We start from the raw sequence: 16146 nt of genomic DNA on the forward strand, positions 1-16146 counted from the left end.
TATACGGTGATGGCTTGAGTTTGCCGCAAAACTGCAGCCAAACACATATCCCTGTGGGAGCGAGCCTGCTCGCTCCCACCAGAAATTCGTGCATCGCAATTCGTAAATTTTGTTTAAAAGTCATCTCGCCCGCAGCGGATTTTTCCCGGGCCTGGCGAATGCCAACCTTGTTTCACTTCTCAACCTGCAAGGTGCCCGATATGACCACTCCCCGCTGGCAACGCTCCCCGCGTCTGCTGAAAAACCTGCTGGCCGCCACGCTGTTGCTGCCCGCCCTCGCCTTTGCCCAGGAACGCCCATGGCCGGACGGCTCGCAACTGGTGATTTCGGTGTCGATGCAATTCGAAACCGGCGGCCAGCCCGAAGGCGCTGAAAGCCCGTTCTCCGGCACACCGCTGCCAAAAGGCTACCCGGACCTGCCGGCACAGACCTGGTTTGATTACGGCTACAAGGAAGGCCTGTGGCGCATGCTCGATCTGTGGGATCGCACCGGCATCAAAGTGACCTCCCACGTGGTCGGCGAAGCGGCGCTCAAGCACCCGGAACTGGCCAAGGCGATTGCCGAGCGCGGTCATGAACTGGCGGCCCACGGCATGCGCTGGGCCGATTCGTACAACATGAACTACGCCCAGGAAAAACAGTTCATCGGAGACGGTGTCGCAGCGGTGGAGAAAATCACCGGCCAGCGCTCGGTCGGCTACAACGCCAACTGGCTGCGCCGCAGCCCCAATACGCTGAAGGTGCTGCAAGATCTGAACTTCACCTATCACATCGACGACGTCAGCCGTGACGAGCCGTTCGTGACCATGGTTCGTGGACGCAAATTCGCCGTGGTGCCGTACACCCTGCGCAACAACGACATCGTGCTGGTCGAGGGCCGGCATTTCTCTGCCGAGCAGTTCTATCAGCAACTGGTGCTGGAATTCGATCGCCTCTACGCCGAAGGCGCGAGCAAGCGGCGGATGATGTCGGTGAGTCTGCACGACCGCATCGGCGGTACTCCGGCGATGGTCGAGGCCATGGAACGCTTCATCCGGTACGCCCAGTCGCATCCGAAGGTGAGTTTCATGCGCAAGGATCAGATCGCGCAGATCGTGCTGACCGAAAAAAATCCACTGATCGATAACACGGAGGCGCTCTACAACCAATAAAAGCGGCCCGAAGCAGCCTTCCTCACAGCATTTGGAGGGCTGCTCGCTCACGGGAAGTCATCGTACGACGCCCTGTTGACTTTTCCGGAAAACCTCGCAAATATCCGCAACCATGTTGTACGACGACGTATAACAAATAATAAAAACAACAAATGAAACAGGGAGCGTCACAGTGAGCACATTCGTCTGCAATTCCGTCCGCACGTCCCGTTTTTCTACCCCCCGCCCGCGTTCCACCCTGAGCCTGATCGGCTGCGGCAGCCTCGCCCTGGTTTTGCCAATGAGCGCAGACGCCGAGGGCTTCATCGAAGACAGCAAAGCCACCCTGAACCTGCGCAACGCCTACTTCAATCGCAACTTCGTCAACCCGAACTATCCGCAGGGCAAGGCTGAAGAATGGACGCAGAACTTCATCCTCGACGCCAAATCCGGTTTCACCCAGGGCACTGTCGGCTTTGGTCTGGACGTACTGGGGCTGTACTCGCAAAAGCTCGATGGCGGCAAAGGCACGGGCGGTACGCAGCTGTTGCCGATCCACGATGACGGGCGCCCGGCGGACAATTTCGGGCGACTGGGCGTGGCGCTCAAGGCCAAGGTGTCGAAGACCGAATTGAAGGTCGGCGAGTGGATGCCGGTGTTGCCGATCCTGCGCTCGGATGATGGTCGCTCCCTGCCCCAGACCTTTCGCGGCGGCCAGATCACCTCTACCGAAATCAATGGTTTGACCCTTTACGGTGGCCAGTTCCGTGGCAACAGCCCGCGCAACGATGCCAGCATGGAAGACATGTCGATGAACGGCCGCGGCGCATTCACGTCCGACCGCTTCAACTTCGGTGGCGGCGAATACACCTTCAACGACAAACGCACCCTTGTCGGTGTGTGGTACGCCGAACTCAGCGACATCTACCAGCAGCAGTACTTCAACCTCAGCCACAGCCAGCCGCTGGGCGACTGGACACTGGGCGCCAACCTCGGATTCTTCACCGGCAAGGAAGACGGCAGCGCCCAGGCCGGCGACCTCGACAACAAAACCGCTTTCGCCATGCTCTCGGCCCGGTACGGCGGCAACACGTTCTACATCGGCTTGCAAAAGCTCAGCGGCGACGATGCCTGGATGCGCGTCAACGGCACCAGCGGCGGCACCCTGGCCAACGACAGCTACAACGCCAGTTACGACAACGCGCAGGAGCGTTCCTGGCAGATCCGCCACGACTACAACTTCGTCGTCCTCGGCGTCCCCGGGCTGATGCTGATGAACCGCTACATCAGCGGCGACAACGTGCACACCGGCACCATCACCGATGGCAAGGAATGGGGTCGCGAATCGGAACTGGCCTACACCGTGCAGAGCGGCCCGCTGAAGAACCTCAACGTCAAATGGCGCAACGCGACGATTCGCCGGGACTTCAGCACCAATGAATTCGACGAGAACCGGATCTTCATCAGTTACCCGATTTCCTTGCTGTAGACCCGAACATGGCATGAGCGGAAGGTGAATCAGCCTTCCGTCATTTACACCGAAAGTCGCGTTGACAAGTTCCGGAAACCCTACCGATACTTCAGCGCAGTCATACGACAACCTACAACAAACCTAATAACAACGTGTAAGGGATTGCCATGACGTCCACCCCCACCGCCCCAACTCCGTTCAATCGCCTGCTGCTGACCGGCGCCGCCGGTGGCCTGGGCAAAGTCTTGCGCGAACGTCTGCGCCCCTACGCCAACGTACTGCGCCTGTCGGACATCGCTGCCCTCGCCCCGGCCATCGATGACCGCGAAGAAATCGTGCTCTGCGACCTCGCCGACAAAGCTGCCGTGCATCAGCTGGTCGAAGGCGTGGATGCGATCCTGCACTTCGGCGGTGTCTCGGTGGAGCGCCCCTTCGAAGAAATCCTCGGCGCCAACATCTGCGGCGTATTCCATATCTATGAAGCGGCACGCCGACACGGTGTGAAGCGGGTGATCTTCGCCAGCTCCAACCATGTCATCGGCTTCTACAAACAGAACGAACACCTCGACGCCAGCTCTGCTCGTCGCCCCGACGGCTACTACGGTCTGTCCAAGTCCTACGGCGAAGACATGGCCAGTTTCTACTTCGATCGCTATGGCATCGAAACCGTCAGCATCCGCATCGGCTCGTCGTTTCCCGAACCGCAGAACCGCCGAATGATGCACACCTGGCTGAGCTTCGACGACCTCACCCAACTGCTCGAGCGTTCGCTGTACACCCCCAACGTCGGCCACACCGTGGTTTATGGCATGTCCGCCAACAAGGATGTGTGGTGGGACAACCGCTTCGCCAGCCACCTCGGCTTCGAGGCCAAGGACACCTCCGAAGTGTTTCGCGACAAGGTCGAAGCGCAGCCGATGCCCGCCAGCGATGACCCGGCGCGGATCTATCAGGGCGGCGCCTTCGTTGCGGCCGGCCCGTTCGGCGATTGATCGCTGCGCTTGTCCGTCTCCAAAAGCACAAACCAAGGGAATGAGTATGCAAGCCGAATTGATCGTCGACGCCCGCAACGCGGTCGGTGAAAGCCCGGTCTGGGTGCCACAGGAAAACGCCTTGTACTGGGTCGATATCCCCAACGGTGGTCTGCAACGCTGGAGCGCCGACACTGGCCACGTCCATGCCTGGAAGACTCCCGAAATGCTTGCCTGCATCGCCCGCCACAGCGAGGGCGGTTGGGTTGCCGGGATGGAGAGTGGGTTCTTTCATTTACAACCGAATGGCGATGGCAGCCTCGACAGCGACCTGCTCGCGACCGTGGAACACAGCCGTCAGGACATGCGTCTGAACGACGGTCGCTGCGACCGTCAGGGCCGGTTCTGGGCCGGCAGCATGGTGCTGAACATGGGCCTGAATCTGCCCGAGGGCCGGCTCTATCGTTACGGTGCCGGGCAAACAGGCGTGATCGAGGCACAGCTTGATGGCTTCATCGTGCCCAACGGTCTGGGCTTCAGCCCGGACGGCAAAACCATGTACCTGTCGGACTCGCACCCGAACGTGCAACTGATCTGGGCTTTCGATTACGACACCGAGACAGGCACACCCTCCAACCGCAGGGTGTTCGTGGACATGAACCATTTTTATGGCCGCCCCGACGGCGCTGCCTTGGATGCCGATGGCTGCTACTGGATCTGCGCCAACGACGTCGGCCTGATCCATCGTTTTACCCCCGACGGTCGCCTTGACCGCTCGCTGCAGGTACCGGTGAAAAAACCCACCATGTGCGCCTTCGGTGGCAGCCGGATGGACACTTTGTTCGTGACCTCGATCCGCCCCGGCGACGACCAGGATCCGCAATCGCTGGCCGGCGGCGTGTTCGCCCTCAACCCCGGCATAAAAGGCCTGCCGGAGCCATTGTTCGACGACCTGCTGTAACCCCCTGCTGCATCGCTGTGCCTTGAACACAAAAATAACAAGACTGGAGAACCCCTCATGGACTTCAAACGCACGTTGCTCGCCGCCGCTCTCCCCCTCGCGCTCACCTTCGGCAGCGCCGCCCATGCGCTGGAAATCAAATTCGCCGACATCCATCCCGCCGGTTATCCGACCGTGGTCGCTGAAGAACAGTTGGGCAAGACCCTGGTTGCCGAAAGTGACGGCAAGCTGACCTTCAAAATGTTTCCTGGCGGCGTGCTCGGCTCGGAAAAGGAAGTGGTCGAACAGGCTCAGGTCGGCGCCATCCAGATGGCCCGCGTCAGCCTCGGTATCGTCGGTCCGGTGGTGCCGGACGTAAACGTGTTCAATATGCCGTTCGTGTTCCGTGATCAGGCGCACATGCGCAAGATCATCGACGGTGAAATCGGTGACGAAATCCTCGACAAGATCACTAACTCCGAATTCAACCTCGTGGCGCTGGCGTGGATGGATGGCGGCACGCGCAACATCTACACCAAGAAACCGGTGCGCAGCCTCGAAGACCTCAAGGGTATGAAAATCCGTGTGCAGGGCAACCCGATGTTCATCGAAACCATCAACGCCATGGGTGGCAACGGGATCGCCATGGACACCGGCGAAATCTTCAGTGCGCTGCAGACCGGCGTTATCGACGGCGCGGAAAACAATCCGCCGACCCTGCTTGAACACAACCACTACCAGAACGCCAAGTTCTACAGCCTGACCGGGCACCTGATCCTGCCCGAGCCCATCGTGATGTCGAAAATCACCTGGGAAAAACTCAGCCCCGATCAGCAGACCCTGGTGAAGAAAGCCGCCAAGGCTGCGCAGGCCCAAGAGCGCACCTTGTGGGATGCCAAGTCGGCCAGCAGTGAAGAGAAACTCAAGGCCGCCGGCGTCGAGTTCATCACCGTCGACAAGAAACCCTTCTACGAGGCCACCGCTTCGATCCGCGAAAAATACGGCGCGCCCTACGTCGACCTGATCAAACGCATCGAAGCCGTTCAGTAACCTCCCTGCCCTCAATACAAGGCCCGGCAGCGCTGGCGTCGCTCGACGCTCACGCCTGCCCGGTTACGGTGGAACCCGATGAAGAATTTGCTGCTGCGCATCAATGACCGGATTTACATGGCCTGCATCTGGGTCGCCGGTCTGTCGGTGCTGACCATTTCCCTGATCATTCCCTGGGGCGTGTTCGCCCGTTACGTCCTCGGCACCGGCTCAAGCTGGCCGGAGCCCACCGCCATCCTGCTGATGATGGTCTTCACCTTCATCGGTGCCGCCGCCAGCTATCGCGCCGGTGCGCACATGGCGGTGGCGATGGTCACCGACCGCCTGCAACCGAAGATGCGCCGAACCATGAGCATCGTTTCGCAAGTGCTCATGGGCACCATCTGCCTGTTCATGACCATCTGGGGCACCAAGCTGTGCCTGTCGACATGGAACCAGTTCATGAGCGCCCTGCCGACATTGCGGGTCGGCATCACCTACATGCCGATCCCCGTGGGTGGTGCGCTGACGCTGATTTTCGTGCTGGAAAAACTGTTGCTCGGCGATCAAAGCAATCGCCGCGTGGTGCGGTTCGACCTGGTTGAAGAAAACGAAGGGGCTGCCTGATGGACGCATTGATTCTGCTGGGCAGTTTTATCGCACTGATCCTGATCGGCATGCCGGTTGCCTATGCGCTCGGGTTGTCGGCGCTGATCGGCGCGTGGTGGATCGACATCCCGTTCCAGGCCTTGATGATTCAGGTGGCGGGCGGGGTGAACAAATTCTCGCTGCTGGCGATTCCGTTCTTCGTGCTGGCCGGCGCGATCATGGCCGAGGGCGGCATGTCGCGACGGCTGGTGGCGTTCGCCGGGGTGCTGGTGGGGTTCGTGCGGGGCGGCCTGTCGCTGGTCAACATCATGGCCTCGACCTTTTTCGGTGCGATTTCCGGCTCGTCGGTGGCCGATACCGCGTCGGTGGGTTCGGTACTGATCCCGGAAATGGAGCGCAAGGGCTATCCCCGGGACTTCTCCACGGCGGTGACCGTCAGTGGTTCGGTACAGGCCTTGCTGACCCCGCCGAGTCACAACTCGGTGCTCTACTCGCTGGCGGCTGGCGGCACCGTGTCCATCGCTTCGCTGTTCATGGCGGGTGTCGTGCCGGGCCTGCTGATGAGCGCGTGCCTGATGGTGCTGTGCCTGATTTTCGCGCGCAAACGCGACTATCCCAAAGGCGAAGTGATCCCGCTGCGCGAAGCCTTGAAGATCTGCGGCGAAGCGCTGTGGGGGCTGATGGCGATGGTGATCATTCTCGGCGGGATTCTGTCGGGGATCTTCACGGCCACCGAGTCGGCGGCCATCGCCGTGCTGTGGTCGTTTTTCGTCACCATGTTCATCTACCGCGACTACAAATGGAGTGAGCTGCCGAAACTGATGCATCGCACGGTGCGCACCATTTCCATCGTGATGATCCTGATCGGCTTCGCCGCCAGCTTCGGCTACATCATGACCCTGATGCAGATCCCGGCGAAGATCACCACGCTGTTCCTGACCCTGTCCGACAACCGCTACGTGATCCTGATGTGCATCAACGTCATGCTGCTGTTGCTCGGCACCGTGATGGACATGGCGCCGCTGATCCTGATCCTCACGCCGATCCTGATGCCGGTGATCCTCGGTATCGGCGTCGACCCGGTGCAGTTCGGCATGATCATGCTGGTCAACCTCGGTATCGGCCTGATAACGCCACCGGTGGGCGCCGTGCTGTTCGTGGGTTCGGCGGTGGGCAAGGTCAGTATCGAAAGTACGGTGAAGGCGCTGCTGCCGTTCTACGCCGTGCTGTTCCTGGTGCTGATGCTGGTGACCTACGTTCCAGCGCTGTCGCTGTGGTTACCGCATCTGGTGTTGTAACGCTAACGCTGTGGCGAGGGCGCCTGGTTCTCGCCACAGGTTTTGTCTCACGCACACAGCAACATGTAAGCGGCGACCACCAGACATACGCTGGCAAACCCCACCTGCAACGTCCTCGCCGGCACCCGCGCGCAGAGTTTGCGGCCGATGATCATGCCGACGATGCTGGCCACGATGAACGACGCGCCAAGATGATCGATCCGCACCCCGGCATGGAACGCGCCGATCACGCCGATGGCGGAAATCAGGCTGATGACCATCAAGGACGTGGCGACGATCCCGCGCATCTGCACATCGGTCAGTTGCTTGAACGCCGGCACGATCAGAAACCCGCCGCCAACCCCCAGCAACCCGGACACCACGCCGGTGACCGCGCCCAGTGCCGCGAGGGTCGCGGTGCATTTGGCGGTCCAGTCGAAACGGCCGGTCTGCTCATTGAGCATGCAGTTCTTCTGGCCCCAACTGGCGTGGCCATGATCGCTGGGTCCCTGCTGCTGGCGTTCGCGGCGCAGCATGCGCCACGCCACCATCACCATCAGCAGGCTGAACAGGATCATCAGGACCTTTTCCGGCAACTGATGGGCGAAGTAGATGCCCACCGGCGAAAACACCGCGCCGAGCGCCGCGATCAGTAGCGCCGCGCGATAACGCACCAGACCATGGCGCAAACCATCGATCGCGCCGACCGCCGCTGCGCTACCCACCGCAAACAACGCCACCGGCGCCGCCTGCGTCATCGTCCAGCCCAGCCCGAGCACCAGCGCCGGCACGGCGAGAATCCCGCCGCCGGCCCCGGTCATACCGAGGATCAATCCCATCACCACGCCAAACAGGCTTGCCAGCAACATAGAGTGTTCTCAGTCGATCCTGGACAGGCTTGTCAGCCATTCGCGGCCCTTGAGCATGCCGTTCCAGTAGAACCACGGCAGCAACGTCGCCTTCAGCCACCACGCGGAGCGGCGCGGCACGGTCGGGTCGAGGGGAAAGGTTGGCAGCAGTTTTCCGCCATAGCCGAACTCGGCGAGGATCACCTTGCCCTTCTCCACCGTCAGCGGGCAGGAACCGTAGCCGTCGTACTTCAACGGCAGCGCCAGTTCTTTGCGCACCGCCAGCAGGTTTTCCGCCACCACCACAACTTGCTTGCGCACTGCCGCGGCGGTTTTCGCATTGGTGGTGCCGCAGATATCGCCCAAGGCAAACACTTCGGGATAGCGCGGGTGTTGCAGGGTGTGCGGGTTGACCTCGCACCAGCCGGCGGCATCGGCCAGCGGACTTTGCGCGATGAAATCCGGTGAAACCTGCGGCGGAACGACGTGCAGCAGATCGAAAGTCTTGGCCTGGCGGGTGACGTTACCCTCCGCATCCTTGACGTCGAACCAGGCGGTTTTCGCCGGGCCGTCGACCTTCACCAGATTGGAATTGAACGCCAACCGCGCGTTGTATTTGTCGATGTACTTCATCAGCGGCGGCACAAAGGTCGGCACACCGAATAACGCAGCTCCGGCCAGATTGAACTCGACCTCGACCTTGCTCAGCACGTTGCGCTTGAGCCAGTGATCGCAGGACAAGTACAGCGCCTTTTGCGGCGCGCCGGCACACTTGATCGGAATCGGCGGCTGGGTGAACAGCGCTTTGCCGCCGCTCAGTTTCTGCACCTGATCCCAGGTGTATTGCGCGTGCTGATAGCTGTAGTTGGAGGTGACGCCGTGCTGGCCGAGGCTGTCCTGCAAGCCTTCGATCTTCTCCCACGCCAGGCGCAGGCCGGGGCAGACGATCAGGTTCTGATAAATGACCGTGCGTTGATCGTTGAGGGTGAGACGGCGCTGGTCGGGGTCGATGCCGGTCACGGCTGCCTGAATCCAGGTGGCCTGACGCGGCATCACCTTGTTCATCGGTCGGGCGGTGTCTTTGGCATCAAAGGCGCCACCGCCGACCAGCGTCCACGCCGGCTGGTAGTAATGCAGGGTGCTCGGCTCGATCACCGTGATTTTCAGGCCGGGATCGCGCTTGAGCAGGCTCGCGACAAAACCGATGCCGGCAGTGCCGCCGCCGATGACCACGATGTCCGCACTGATGGATGGGCCCCAGTGTTGATCGTTCATTGTTTGTTCCTTATGGCTGCACGCAAGGATAGCCGGGTCTATTGCGCCCAGCTTTTGAGCACGGCTCCGCAGTAGAGTCCGGAAAGGGTTTTCATCACCTGGATCACTTCGTGACTGGCGAGACCGTAAAAAATGTACTTGCCTTCACGACGGGTCGCGACCAGCCCTTCATCGCGCAGGATGCCCAGTTGCTGGGACAGGGTAGGCTGACGCACGCCGGTCATTTTCTCCAGCTCGCCGACATTGCGCTCGCCCTGGGTCAACTGGCACAGGATCAATAGCCGATCCTCGTTGGCCAGGGCCTTGAGCAGCGAACAGGCCTTGGAGGCCGAGGCCCTCAGCTGGGCGACTTCACATTCGGTCAGACTGGATTGCATTTGCAGGATGCCTTCAACGTCACTTAAGCTGCGGACATTATGTGTTTACATAAAGTGTTGCAACCTGACTTTTCACCTTCCTGCACAGGACCGCGTACATGCCCGCGCTGATTGAAGCTTTCCTCGACCCCGCCTCTTCGACCTACAGCTACGTGGTCTACGAGGCCGACGGCGGGCAGTGCGCAATCGTCGATCCGGTGCTTGATTACGACGGCGCCGCCGGCCGCACCTGCACGGCTCAGGCGGACAAGATCATCGCCTTCGTGCACGCCCATAACCTGCAAGTGCAGTGGCTGCTGGAAACCCACGCCCACGCCGACCACTTGTCCGCCGCGCCTTATCTGCGCCGGGAACTGGGCGGGAAAATCGCGATTGGCGAATCGATCAGCAAAGTGCAGAACGTGTTCAAGGCGCTGTTCAACCTGGAACCGGAATTTCGCGTCGACGGCTCGCAGTTCGATCACCTGTTCGCACCGAACGAATCGTTCAGGATCGGCAATCTCAAGGCCACCGCCCTGCACGTTCCCGGCCACACCCCGGCGGACATGGCTTATCTGATCGACGGCGAACAGATCCTGGTGGGCGACACGCTGTTCATGCCCGACGTCGGCACCGCCCGTTGCGACTTTCCCGGCGGCAACGCCCATCAATTGTTCAATTCGATTCACAAACTGCTGGCCTTCCCCGCCAGCGTGAAGCTCTACGTCTGCCACGACTACCCGCCGCAAGGTCGCGACTCGCAGTGCCAGACCACAGTGGGTGAACAGCGCAAAAGCAATATCCACGTGCATGACGGCGTCGACGAAGCCGCGTTTGTCGAGATGCGCACCAAGCGCGATGCAGGGTTGGGCATGCCGACGCTGTTGCTGCCGGCGATTCAGGTGAATGTGCGCGCAGGAAATTTTCCACCGGCGGAAGGCAATGGCGTTGTTTACCTGAAGATTCCGATCAACTCCGTGTAAGAAAAAATCATTGAAGGAACCGGAAACAAGGGGATTCGTACCTGTCACGTCGGACCCCATGAACTGGGCGTAATCTTGGCCGACAGGCAGACTTCATGGGGTAATCAACCCATGGAGATTTGGCAATATGGATATTCGCCGTAACCACCGAGACTTGGCACCGGAGCAGAAAAACGCCTTCGTAAATGCCATTCTGATACTGAAAAACCAGACGCCCAGCGTGCTGCGCCCGGGCCAGCAGAGTCGCTACGATGACTTTGTACAGATCCACAAGAATTCCATGGGACGAGGTAACCCGATCTTCCCCAACCCCCATGGAACCCCTTTGTTTTTTCCCTGGCATCGCGTCCTGATTCGCCAGTTCGAGCTTGAACTGCAAGCCGCCGCAGACAACCCGACCATCACGCTGCCGTACTGGAACTGGAGCATGAATGGTGCGGATGACCCCTTTACTGACGATTTCATGGGCAGAGATGGCGACCCGACGCAAAACCAGCGGGTAACCATTGGCCCGTTTGCCCTCGAGCGTCGTTTATTCGGCATAAAGGTCTGGGATGGTGAGACAGGAGATCCTGGCTTGCGGCGCAACTTCGGAGCAGGCCCCTCACCGCTCCCCTCTGCGCTGGATGTCGAAACCTTATTGAACAGAACGCCCTACTGGCTCGAACCGACCGGATGGGAAAATCTGACGGAAATGATGCACAACGATGTGCATGCCTGGGTTGGAGGCAACATGGGCGAAGCCTCCTCTCCCAACGATCCGTTGTTCTTCTTGCACCACTGTTATCTCGACTTTCTCTGGGAGCGCTGGAAGCGCAAACACCCGACCGAGCCGGTGATCGCATTTCCCGAGAACGCACCACACGGGATGCTCGGTTCAACGCTGATGTTCAATCCGGACAATGAACCTGCGCCCTGGCTTCAGCCTTTCAGGGTGGAACAGACCTTGAACACGGCAAGTCTGGATTACGGCTATGCCGATCTCTGATCAGGGCTGAGCACTCAGCTCCCGAGGATCAGGCCATTGGCCGGTAATGGTAGTGCCGTTTTGTAGCGCACCTGCTTGAGGGCAAAGCTTGACCGGATGTTCGCCACGCCGGGGACTTTGGTCAGAAAGTCCATCATGAAGCGTTCAAGCGCCTGAATGGTCGGCACCAGCACGCGGATCAGATAGTCCGGGTCGCCGGCCATCAGGTAGCACTCCATGACTTCGGGGCGGTCGGAAATCGCCTCTTCGAAATGCTGCAGCGCTTCCTCTACCTGTTTCTCGAGACTGACGTGGATGAACACGTTGACGTGCAGCCCCAGCAGGTCGGCGTCCAGCAGGGTCACCTGCTCGCGGATCAGCCCCAGCTCTTCCATTGCCTTGACCCGGTTGAAGCACGGCGTCGGCGACAGATTGACCGAACGGGCCAGGTCGGCGTTGGTGATGCGCGCGTTCTCCTGAAGGCTGTTGAGAATGCCGATGTCGGTACGGTCCAGTTTGCGCATGAGACAAAACCACCTGTTTTTTATGTTTATGCAGAATGTCTATCTGCAAATGATCTTCAGCGCAACGAAACAGAGAGAAATATTCTTCTTGCCCGGGCCTATGATTGTTGTAGGACAAGATTTCTTTTATCGAAGAATGACTGCCAGCTCACTACAAGAAATTCACAAGATCGAGCGTAGAAGCCATGACCCAAGCGTATGAACCGCTGCGTCTGCACGTCCCTGAACCCTCGGGCCGCCCAGGCTGCAAAACCGATTTCTCCTACCTGCATCTGACCGATGCGGGCACGGTGCGTAAACCTTCCATCGACGTTGAACCGGCCGACACTGCCGACCTGGCTCGTGGCCTGATCCGCGTGCTCGACGACCAGGGCAACGCTCTCGGCCCGTGGGCTGAAAACGTGCCGGTCGAGATCCTGCGCAAAGGCATGCGCGCCATGCTCAAGACCCGGATCTACGACAACCGAATGGTGGTCGCCCAGCGTCAGAAAAAAATGTCGTTCTACATGCAGAGCCTTGGCGAAGAAGCCATCGGCAGCGCCCAGGCCCTGGCCTTGAACATCGACGACATGTGCTTCCCGACCTACCGCCAGCAAAGCATTCTGATGGCCCGCGACGTACCGCTGGTCGACCTGATCTGCCAACTGCTGTCCAACGAGCGCGATCCGCTCAAGGGCCGTCAACTGCCGATCATGTACTCGGTCAAGGACGCAGGCTTCTTCACCATTTCCGGCAACCTCGCCACTCAGTTCATTCAAGGCGTGGGCTGGGGCATGGCCTCGGCGATCAAGGGCGACACCAAAATCGCCTCGGCCTGGATCGGCGATGGTGCCACCGCCGAATCGGACTTCCACACCGCCCTCACCTTCGCCCACGTTTATCGTGCGCCGGTGATCCTCAACGTGGTCAACAACCAGTGGGCGATCTCGACCTTCCAGGCCATCGCCGGTGGTGAAGCCACCACTTTCGCCGGACGCGGCGTCGGTTGCGGCATCGCTTCCCTGCGGGTCGATGGCAACGATTTCTACGCGGTCTACGCCGCCTCCGCCTGGGCTGCAGAACGCGCTCGCCGCAACCTCGGCCCGACCATGATCGAATGGGTCACCTACCGCGCCGGCCCACACTCGACTTCCGACGATCCGTCCAAATACCGTCCTGCCGACGACTGGAGCCACTTCCCGCTGGGCGACCCGATCGCCCGCCTGAAACAGCACCTGATCAAGGTCGGCCACTGGTCGGAAGAAGAGCACGCCGCCGTAAGCGCCGAGCTTGAAGCCGAAGTGATCGCTGCACAGAAACAGGCCGAACAGTACGGCACCCTCGCCGGCGGCCAGATTCCAAGCGCCGCGACCATGTTCGAAGACGTCTACAAAGAGATGCCTGAGCACTTGAAGCGCCAGCGTCAGCAGTTGGGGATCTGACATGAACGATCACAACAACAATATTCAGTTGGAAACCGCCATGACCACGACCACCATGACCATGATCCAGGCCCTGCGCTCGGCCATGGATGTGATGCTTGAGCGTGACGACAACGTTGTGGTGTTCGGCCAGGACGTCGGCTACTTCGGCGGCGTATTCCGTTGCACCGAAGGCCTGCAGACCAAGTACGGCACCTCGCGGGTGTTCGATGCGCCGATTTCCGAGAGCGGCATCGTCGGTGTCGCCGTTGGCATGGGCGCTTATGGTTTGCGTCCGGTCGCCGAGATTCAGTTCGCCGACTACGTGTACCCGGCGTCCGACCAGATCATTTCCGAAGCCGCCCGTCTGCGTTATCGCTCGGCCGGCGAGTTCACCGCCCCGATGACCCTGCGCATGCCCTGCGGCGGCGGCATCTACGGCGGCCAGACCCACAGCCAGAGCATCGAGGCGATGTTCACTCAAGTCTGCGGTCTGCGCACGGTCATGCCTTCCAACCCGTATGACGCCAAAGGCCTGCTGATCGCCTCCATCGAAAACGATGATCCGGTGATCTTCCTCGAGCCGAAACGCCTGTACAACGGCCCGTTCGACGGCCACCACGACCGCCCGGTAACACCGTGGTCGAAACACCCCGCCGCGCAAGTGCCGGACGGTTACTACACCGTGCCGCTGGACGTGGCCGCCATCACCCGTCCGGGCAAGGACGTGACCGTGCTGACCTACGGCACCACCGTTTACGTCTCGCAAGTTGCGGCTGAAGAAAGCGGTGTTGACGCCGAAGTCATCGACCTGCGCAGCCTGTGGCCGCTGGACCTGGAAACCATCGTCAAATCCGTGAAGAAAACCGGCCGTTGCGTGGTGGTTCACGAAGCCACCCGCACCTGCGGTTTCGGCGCCGAACTGGTGTCGCTGGTGCAAGAGCATTGCTTCCACCACCTGGAAGCGCCGATCGAACGCGTCACCGGTTGGGACACCCCCTACCCGCACGCGCAGGAGTGGGCGTACTTCCCTGGGCCGTCCCGAGTGGGCGCGGCACTGAAACGGGTCATGGAGGTCTGAATGGGCACGCACGTTATCAAGATGCCGGACATCGGCGAAGGCATCGCAGAAGTAGAACTGTCGCAGTGGCACGTCAAGGTCGGCGATCTGGTCGTTGAAGATCAGGTGCTGGCGGATGTGATGACCGACAAGGCAATGGTCGACATTCCGTCGCCAGTCCACGGCAAGGTGATTGCGCTGGGCGGTCAGCCGGGTGAAGTGATGGCGGTCGGCAGTATTCTGATCAGCATCGAGGTTGAAGGCGCAGGCAATCTGAAGGAGTCGGACAAACCGGCACCTGTGGCGGCGAAAGAAACTCCAGTCGCAACCAAAGTTGAAGCTGTCGTTGAAAGCAAACCTGCTCCCGCCGCACCACGTCCGGCAGCTGCCGTTTGCCAGGGTCCGATGGTTGCTCGCCAAGCCGATGAGCGTCCGCTGGCCTCGCCGGCCGTGCGCAAGCATGCGCTGGACCTGGGCATTCAATTGCGTCTGGTGCGCGGTTCCGGCCCGGCCGGTCGCGTGTTGCACGAAGACCTCGACGCCTATCTGGCGCAAGGTCAGTCGAAAGCTTCGGCGCCGGTCGCCGCCGCGTACACCCAGCGCAACGATGAAGAGCAGATTCAGGTTATCGGCATGCGCCGCAAGATTGCCCAGCGCATGCAGGACGCCACTCAGCGTGCCGCGCACTTCAGTTATGTCGAGGAAATCGACGTCACCGCGATTGAAGAGCTGCGTGCCCACCTAAACGAAAAACACGGCGCGAGTCGTGGCAAGCTGACCTTGCTGCCGTTCCTCGTGCGCGCACTGGTCGTCGCCCTGCGCGACTTCCCGCAAATGAACGCCCGTTACGACGACGAAGCCCAGGTCATCACCCGCCTCGGCGCGGTGCATGTCGGCGTCGCTACCCAAAGCGATGTCGGCCTGATGGTGCCGGTGGTGCGTCACGCCGAAGCGCGCAGCCTCTGGGACAGCGCGGCGGAAATCTCCCGCCTCGCCAACGCTGCCCGCAACGGCAAAGCCAGCCGCGATGAACTCTCCGGCTCGACCATCACCCTGACCAGCCTCGGCGCCCTCGGCGGCATCGTCAGCACCCCGGTGCTGAATCTGCCGGAAGTGGCGATCGTCGGCGTCAACAAAATCGTCGAACGCCCGATGGTCGTCAAAGGCCAAGTGGTGATCCGCAAGATGATGAACCTCTCCAGCTCCTTCGATCACCGCGTGGTCGACGGCATGGACGCGGCGCTCTTCATCCAGGCCATTCGTGGCTTGCTCGAACAACCCGCGACCCTGTTTGTGGAGTGATGGC

At 60.6% G+C, this 16146-nt stretch carries 16 protein-coding genes; 12 read left to right on the forward strand and 4 right to left on the reverse strand.

The annotated features are described in order from the left end of the window. Positions 1-200 precede the first annotated feature (200 nt). The 7 genes from AC07XZ_RS24115 to AC07XZ_RS24145 all read left to right on the forward strand — a co-directional run bounded on the left by AC07XZ_RS24115 (position 201) and on the right by AC07XZ_RS24145 (position 7448). Positions 201-1151, forward strand: coding sequence for a polysaccharide deacetylase family protein (locus tag AC07XZ_RS24115; protein WP_064380537.1), 951 nt, complete (start codon positions 201-203; stop codon positions 1149-1151). Between the two features lie 172 nt (positions 1152-1323). Continuing rightward, the gene (locus AC07XZ_RS24120) at positions 1324-2619 is read left to right on the forward strand and encodes an OprD family porin (RefSeq protein WP_102687766.1); all 1296 of its coding nucleotides are present in this window, start codon (positions 1324-1326) and stop codon (positions 2617-2619) included. 149 nt (positions 2620-2768) lie between these two features. After that, on the forward strand, positions 2769-3593 hold the full coding sequence (locus AC07XZ_RS24125) for an NAD-dependent epimerase/dehydratase family protein (RefSeq protein ID WP_102687767.1): 825 nt from the start codon (positions 2769-2771) through the stop codon (positions 3591-3593). 46 nt (positions 3594-3639) lie between these two features. Further along, positions 3640-4533 carry an SMP-30/gluconolactonase/LRE family protein gene (locus tag AC07XZ_RS24130; protein WP_102687768.1) on the forward strand — a complete coding sequence of 298 codons (894 nt, stop codon included), beginning with the start codon at positions 3640-3642 and terminating at the stop codon, positions 4531-4533. Between the two features lie 57 nt (positions 4534-4590). Then, positions 4591-5562: a TRAP transporter substrate-binding protein gene (locus AC07XZ_RS24135; protein ID WP_102687769.1), complete on the forward strand. Its 972-nt coding sequence runs from the start codon at positions 4591-4593 to the stop codon at positions 5560-5562. Between the two features lie 78 nt (positions 5563-5640). Next, a complete protein-coding gene (locus AC07XZ_RS24140; protein WP_085746068.1) occupies positions 5641-6168 on the forward strand; it encodes a TRAP transporter small permease in 528 nt (175 codons plus the stop codon). Continuing rightward, positions 6168-7448, forward strand: a complete 1281-nt coding sequence (locus AC07XZ_RS24145) for a TRAP transporter large permease (protein WP_102687770.1) — start codon at positions 6168-6170, stop codon at positions 7446-7448. Before AC07XZ_RS24140 ends, AC07XZ_RS24145 begins: the two co-directional genes overlap by 1 nt. A 47-nt stretch (positions 7449-7495) precedes the next feature. Here the strand turns inward: AC07XZ_RS24145 and AC07XZ_RS24150 are convergent, their stop codons facing one another. Genes AC07XZ_RS24150 through AC07XZ_RS24160 form a run of 3 tightly spaced genes read right to left on the reverse strand, consistent with a single transcriptional unit; the run spans position 7496 to position 9927 of the window. Then, positions 7496-8296: a sulfite exporter TauE/SafE family protein gene (locus tag AC07XZ_RS24150; protein ID WP_085746066.1), complete on the reverse strand. Its 801-nt coding sequence runs from the start codon at positions 8294-8296 to the stop codon at positions 7496-7498. A gap of 9 nt (positions 8297-8305) precedes the next feature. Next, complete coding sequence (locus AC07XZ_RS24155; RefSeq protein ID WP_085746065.1) at positions 8306-9550, reverse strand: NAD(P)/FAD-dependent oxidoreductase; 1245 nt, start codon at positions 9548-9550, stop codon at positions 8306-8308. Positions 9551-9588: 38 nt separating this feature from the next. After that, positions 9589-9927 carry an ArsR/SmtB family transcription factor gene (locus AC07XZ_RS24160; protein ID WP_007952897.1) on the reverse strand — a complete coding sequence of 113 codons (339 nt, stop codon included), beginning with the start codon at positions 9925-9927 and terminating at the stop codon, positions 9589-9591. Positions 9928-10025: 98 nt separating this feature from the next. Between AC07XZ_RS24160 and AC07XZ_RS24165 the strand changes: the two genes are divergently transcribed. After that, complete coding sequence (locus AC07XZ_RS24165) at positions 10026-10889, forward strand: MBL fold metallo-hydrolase (protein ID WP_102687771.1); 864 nt, start codon at positions 10026-10028, stop codon at positions 10887-10889. A gap of 127 nt (positions 10890-11016) precedes the next feature. Next, positions 11017-11877 (forward strand): tyrosinase family protein, encoded by an 861-nt coding sequence (locus tag AC07XZ_RS24170; RefSeq protein ID WP_102687772.1) that lies wholly within the window; start codon positions 11017-11019, stop codon positions 11875-11877. Between the two features lie 14 nt (positions 11878-11891). Here AC07XZ_RS24170 and bkdR read toward each other — a convergent pair whose 3' ends face one another. Continuing rightward, a complete protein-coding gene (bkdR, locus tag AC07XZ_RS24175; RefSeq protein ID WP_085602691.1) occupies positions 11892-12380 on the reverse strand; it encodes a Bkd operon transcriptional regulator BkdR in 489 nt (162 codons plus the stop codon). Between the two features lie 185 nt (positions 12381-12565). On the opposite strand from bkdR, the gene AC07XZ_RS24180 reads away from it, so the two are divergent. The 3 genes from AC07XZ_RS24180 to AC07XZ_RS24190 are packed head-to-tail and all read left to right on the forward strand — an operon-like array spanning position 12566 to position 16142. Next, positions 12566-13801: a 3-methyl-2-oxobutanoate dehydrogenase (2-methylpropanoyl-transferring) subunit alpha gene (locus AC07XZ_RS24180; protein ID WP_007952906.1), complete on the forward strand. Its 1236-nt coding sequence runs from the start codon at positions 12566-12568 to the stop codon at positions 13799-13801. A gap of 1 nt (position 13802) precedes the next feature. Next, entirely contained in the window at positions 13803-14861 is a 1059-nt protein-coding gene (locus AC07XZ_RS24185) for an alpha-ketoacid dehydrogenase subunit beta (RefSeq protein ID WP_007952909.1), read from the forward strand. After that, positions 14862-16142 carry a dihydrolipoamide acetyltransferase family protein gene (locus tag AC07XZ_RS24190; protein ID WP_102687773.1) on the forward strand — a complete coding sequence of 427 codons (1281 nt, stop codon included), beginning with the start codon at positions 14862-14864 and terminating at the stop codon, positions 16140-16142. Positions 16143-16146 lie beyond the last annotated feature (4 nt).

The organism is Pseudomonas sp. GW458-11-26-14-LB4, assembly GCF_059423925.1.

What these genes read in the sequence shown, in the direction of transcription:
- AC07XZ_RS24115 (WP_064380537.1), top strand. Translation starts at nt 201, where the DNA reads ATGACCACTCCCCGCTGGCAACGCTCCCCGCGTCTGCTGAAAAACCTG.
- AC07XZ_RS24125 (WP_102687767.1), top strand. Translation starts at nt 2,769, where the DNA reads ATGACGTCCACCCCCACCGCCCCAACTCCGTTCAATCGCCTGCTGCTG.
- AC07XZ_RS24130 (WP_102687768.1), top strand. Translation starts at nt 3,640, where the DNA reads ATGCAAGCCGAATTGATCGTCGACGCCCGCAACGCGGTCGGTGAAAGC.
- AC07XZ_RS24135 (WP_102687769.1), top strand. Translation starts at nt 4,591, where the DNA reads ATGGACTTCAAACGCACGTTGCTCGCCGCCGCTCTCCCCCTCGCGCTC.
- AC07XZ_RS24140 (WP_085746068.1), top strand. Translation starts at nt 5,641, where the DNA reads ATGAAGAATTTGCTGCTGCGCATCAATGACCGGATTTACATGGCCTGC.
- AC07XZ_RS24145 (WP_102687770.1), top strand. Translation starts at nt 6,168, where the DNA reads ATGGACGCATTGATTCTGCTGGGCAGTTTTATCGCACTGATCCTGATC.
- AC07XZ_RS24150 (WP_085746066.1), bottom strand. Translation starts at nt 8,296, where the DNA reads ATGTTGCTGGCAAGCCTGTTTGGCGTGGTGATGGGATTGATCCTCGGT.
- AC07XZ_RS24155 (WP_085746065.1), bottom strand. Translation starts at nt 9,550, where the DNA reads ATGAACGATCAACACTGGGGCCCATCCATCAGTGCGGACATCGTGGTC.
- AC07XZ_RS24160 (WP_007952897.1), bottom strand. Translation starts at nt 9,927, where the DNA reads ATGCAATCCAGTCTGACCGAATGTGAAGTCGCCCAGCTGAGGGCCTCG.
- AC07XZ_RS24165 (WP_102687771.1), top strand. Translation starts at nt 10,026, where the DNA reads ATGCCCGCGCTGATTGAAGCTTTCCTCGACCCCGCCTCTTCGACCTAC.
- AC07XZ_RS24170 (WP_102687772.1), top strand. Translation starts at nt 11,017, where the DNA reads ATGGATATTCGCCGTAACCACCGAGACTTGGCACCGGAGCAGAAAAAC.
- bkdR (WP_085602691.1), bottom strand. Translation starts at nt 12,380, where the DNA reads ATGCGCAAACTGGACCGTACCGACATCGGCATTCTCAACAGCCTTCAG.
- AC07XZ_RS24180 (WP_007952906.1), top strand. Translation starts at nt 12,566, where the DNA reads ATGACCCAAGCGTATGAACCGCTGCGTCTGCACGTCCCTGAACCCTCG.
- AC07XZ_RS24185 (WP_007952909.1), top strand. Translation starts at nt 13,803, where the DNA reads ATGAACGATCACAACAACAATATTCAGTTGGAAACCGCCATGACCACG.
- AC07XZ_RS24190 (WP_102687773.1), top strand. Translation starts at nt 14,862, where the DNA reads ATGGGCACGCACGTTATCAAGATGCCGGACATCGGCGAAGGCATCGCA.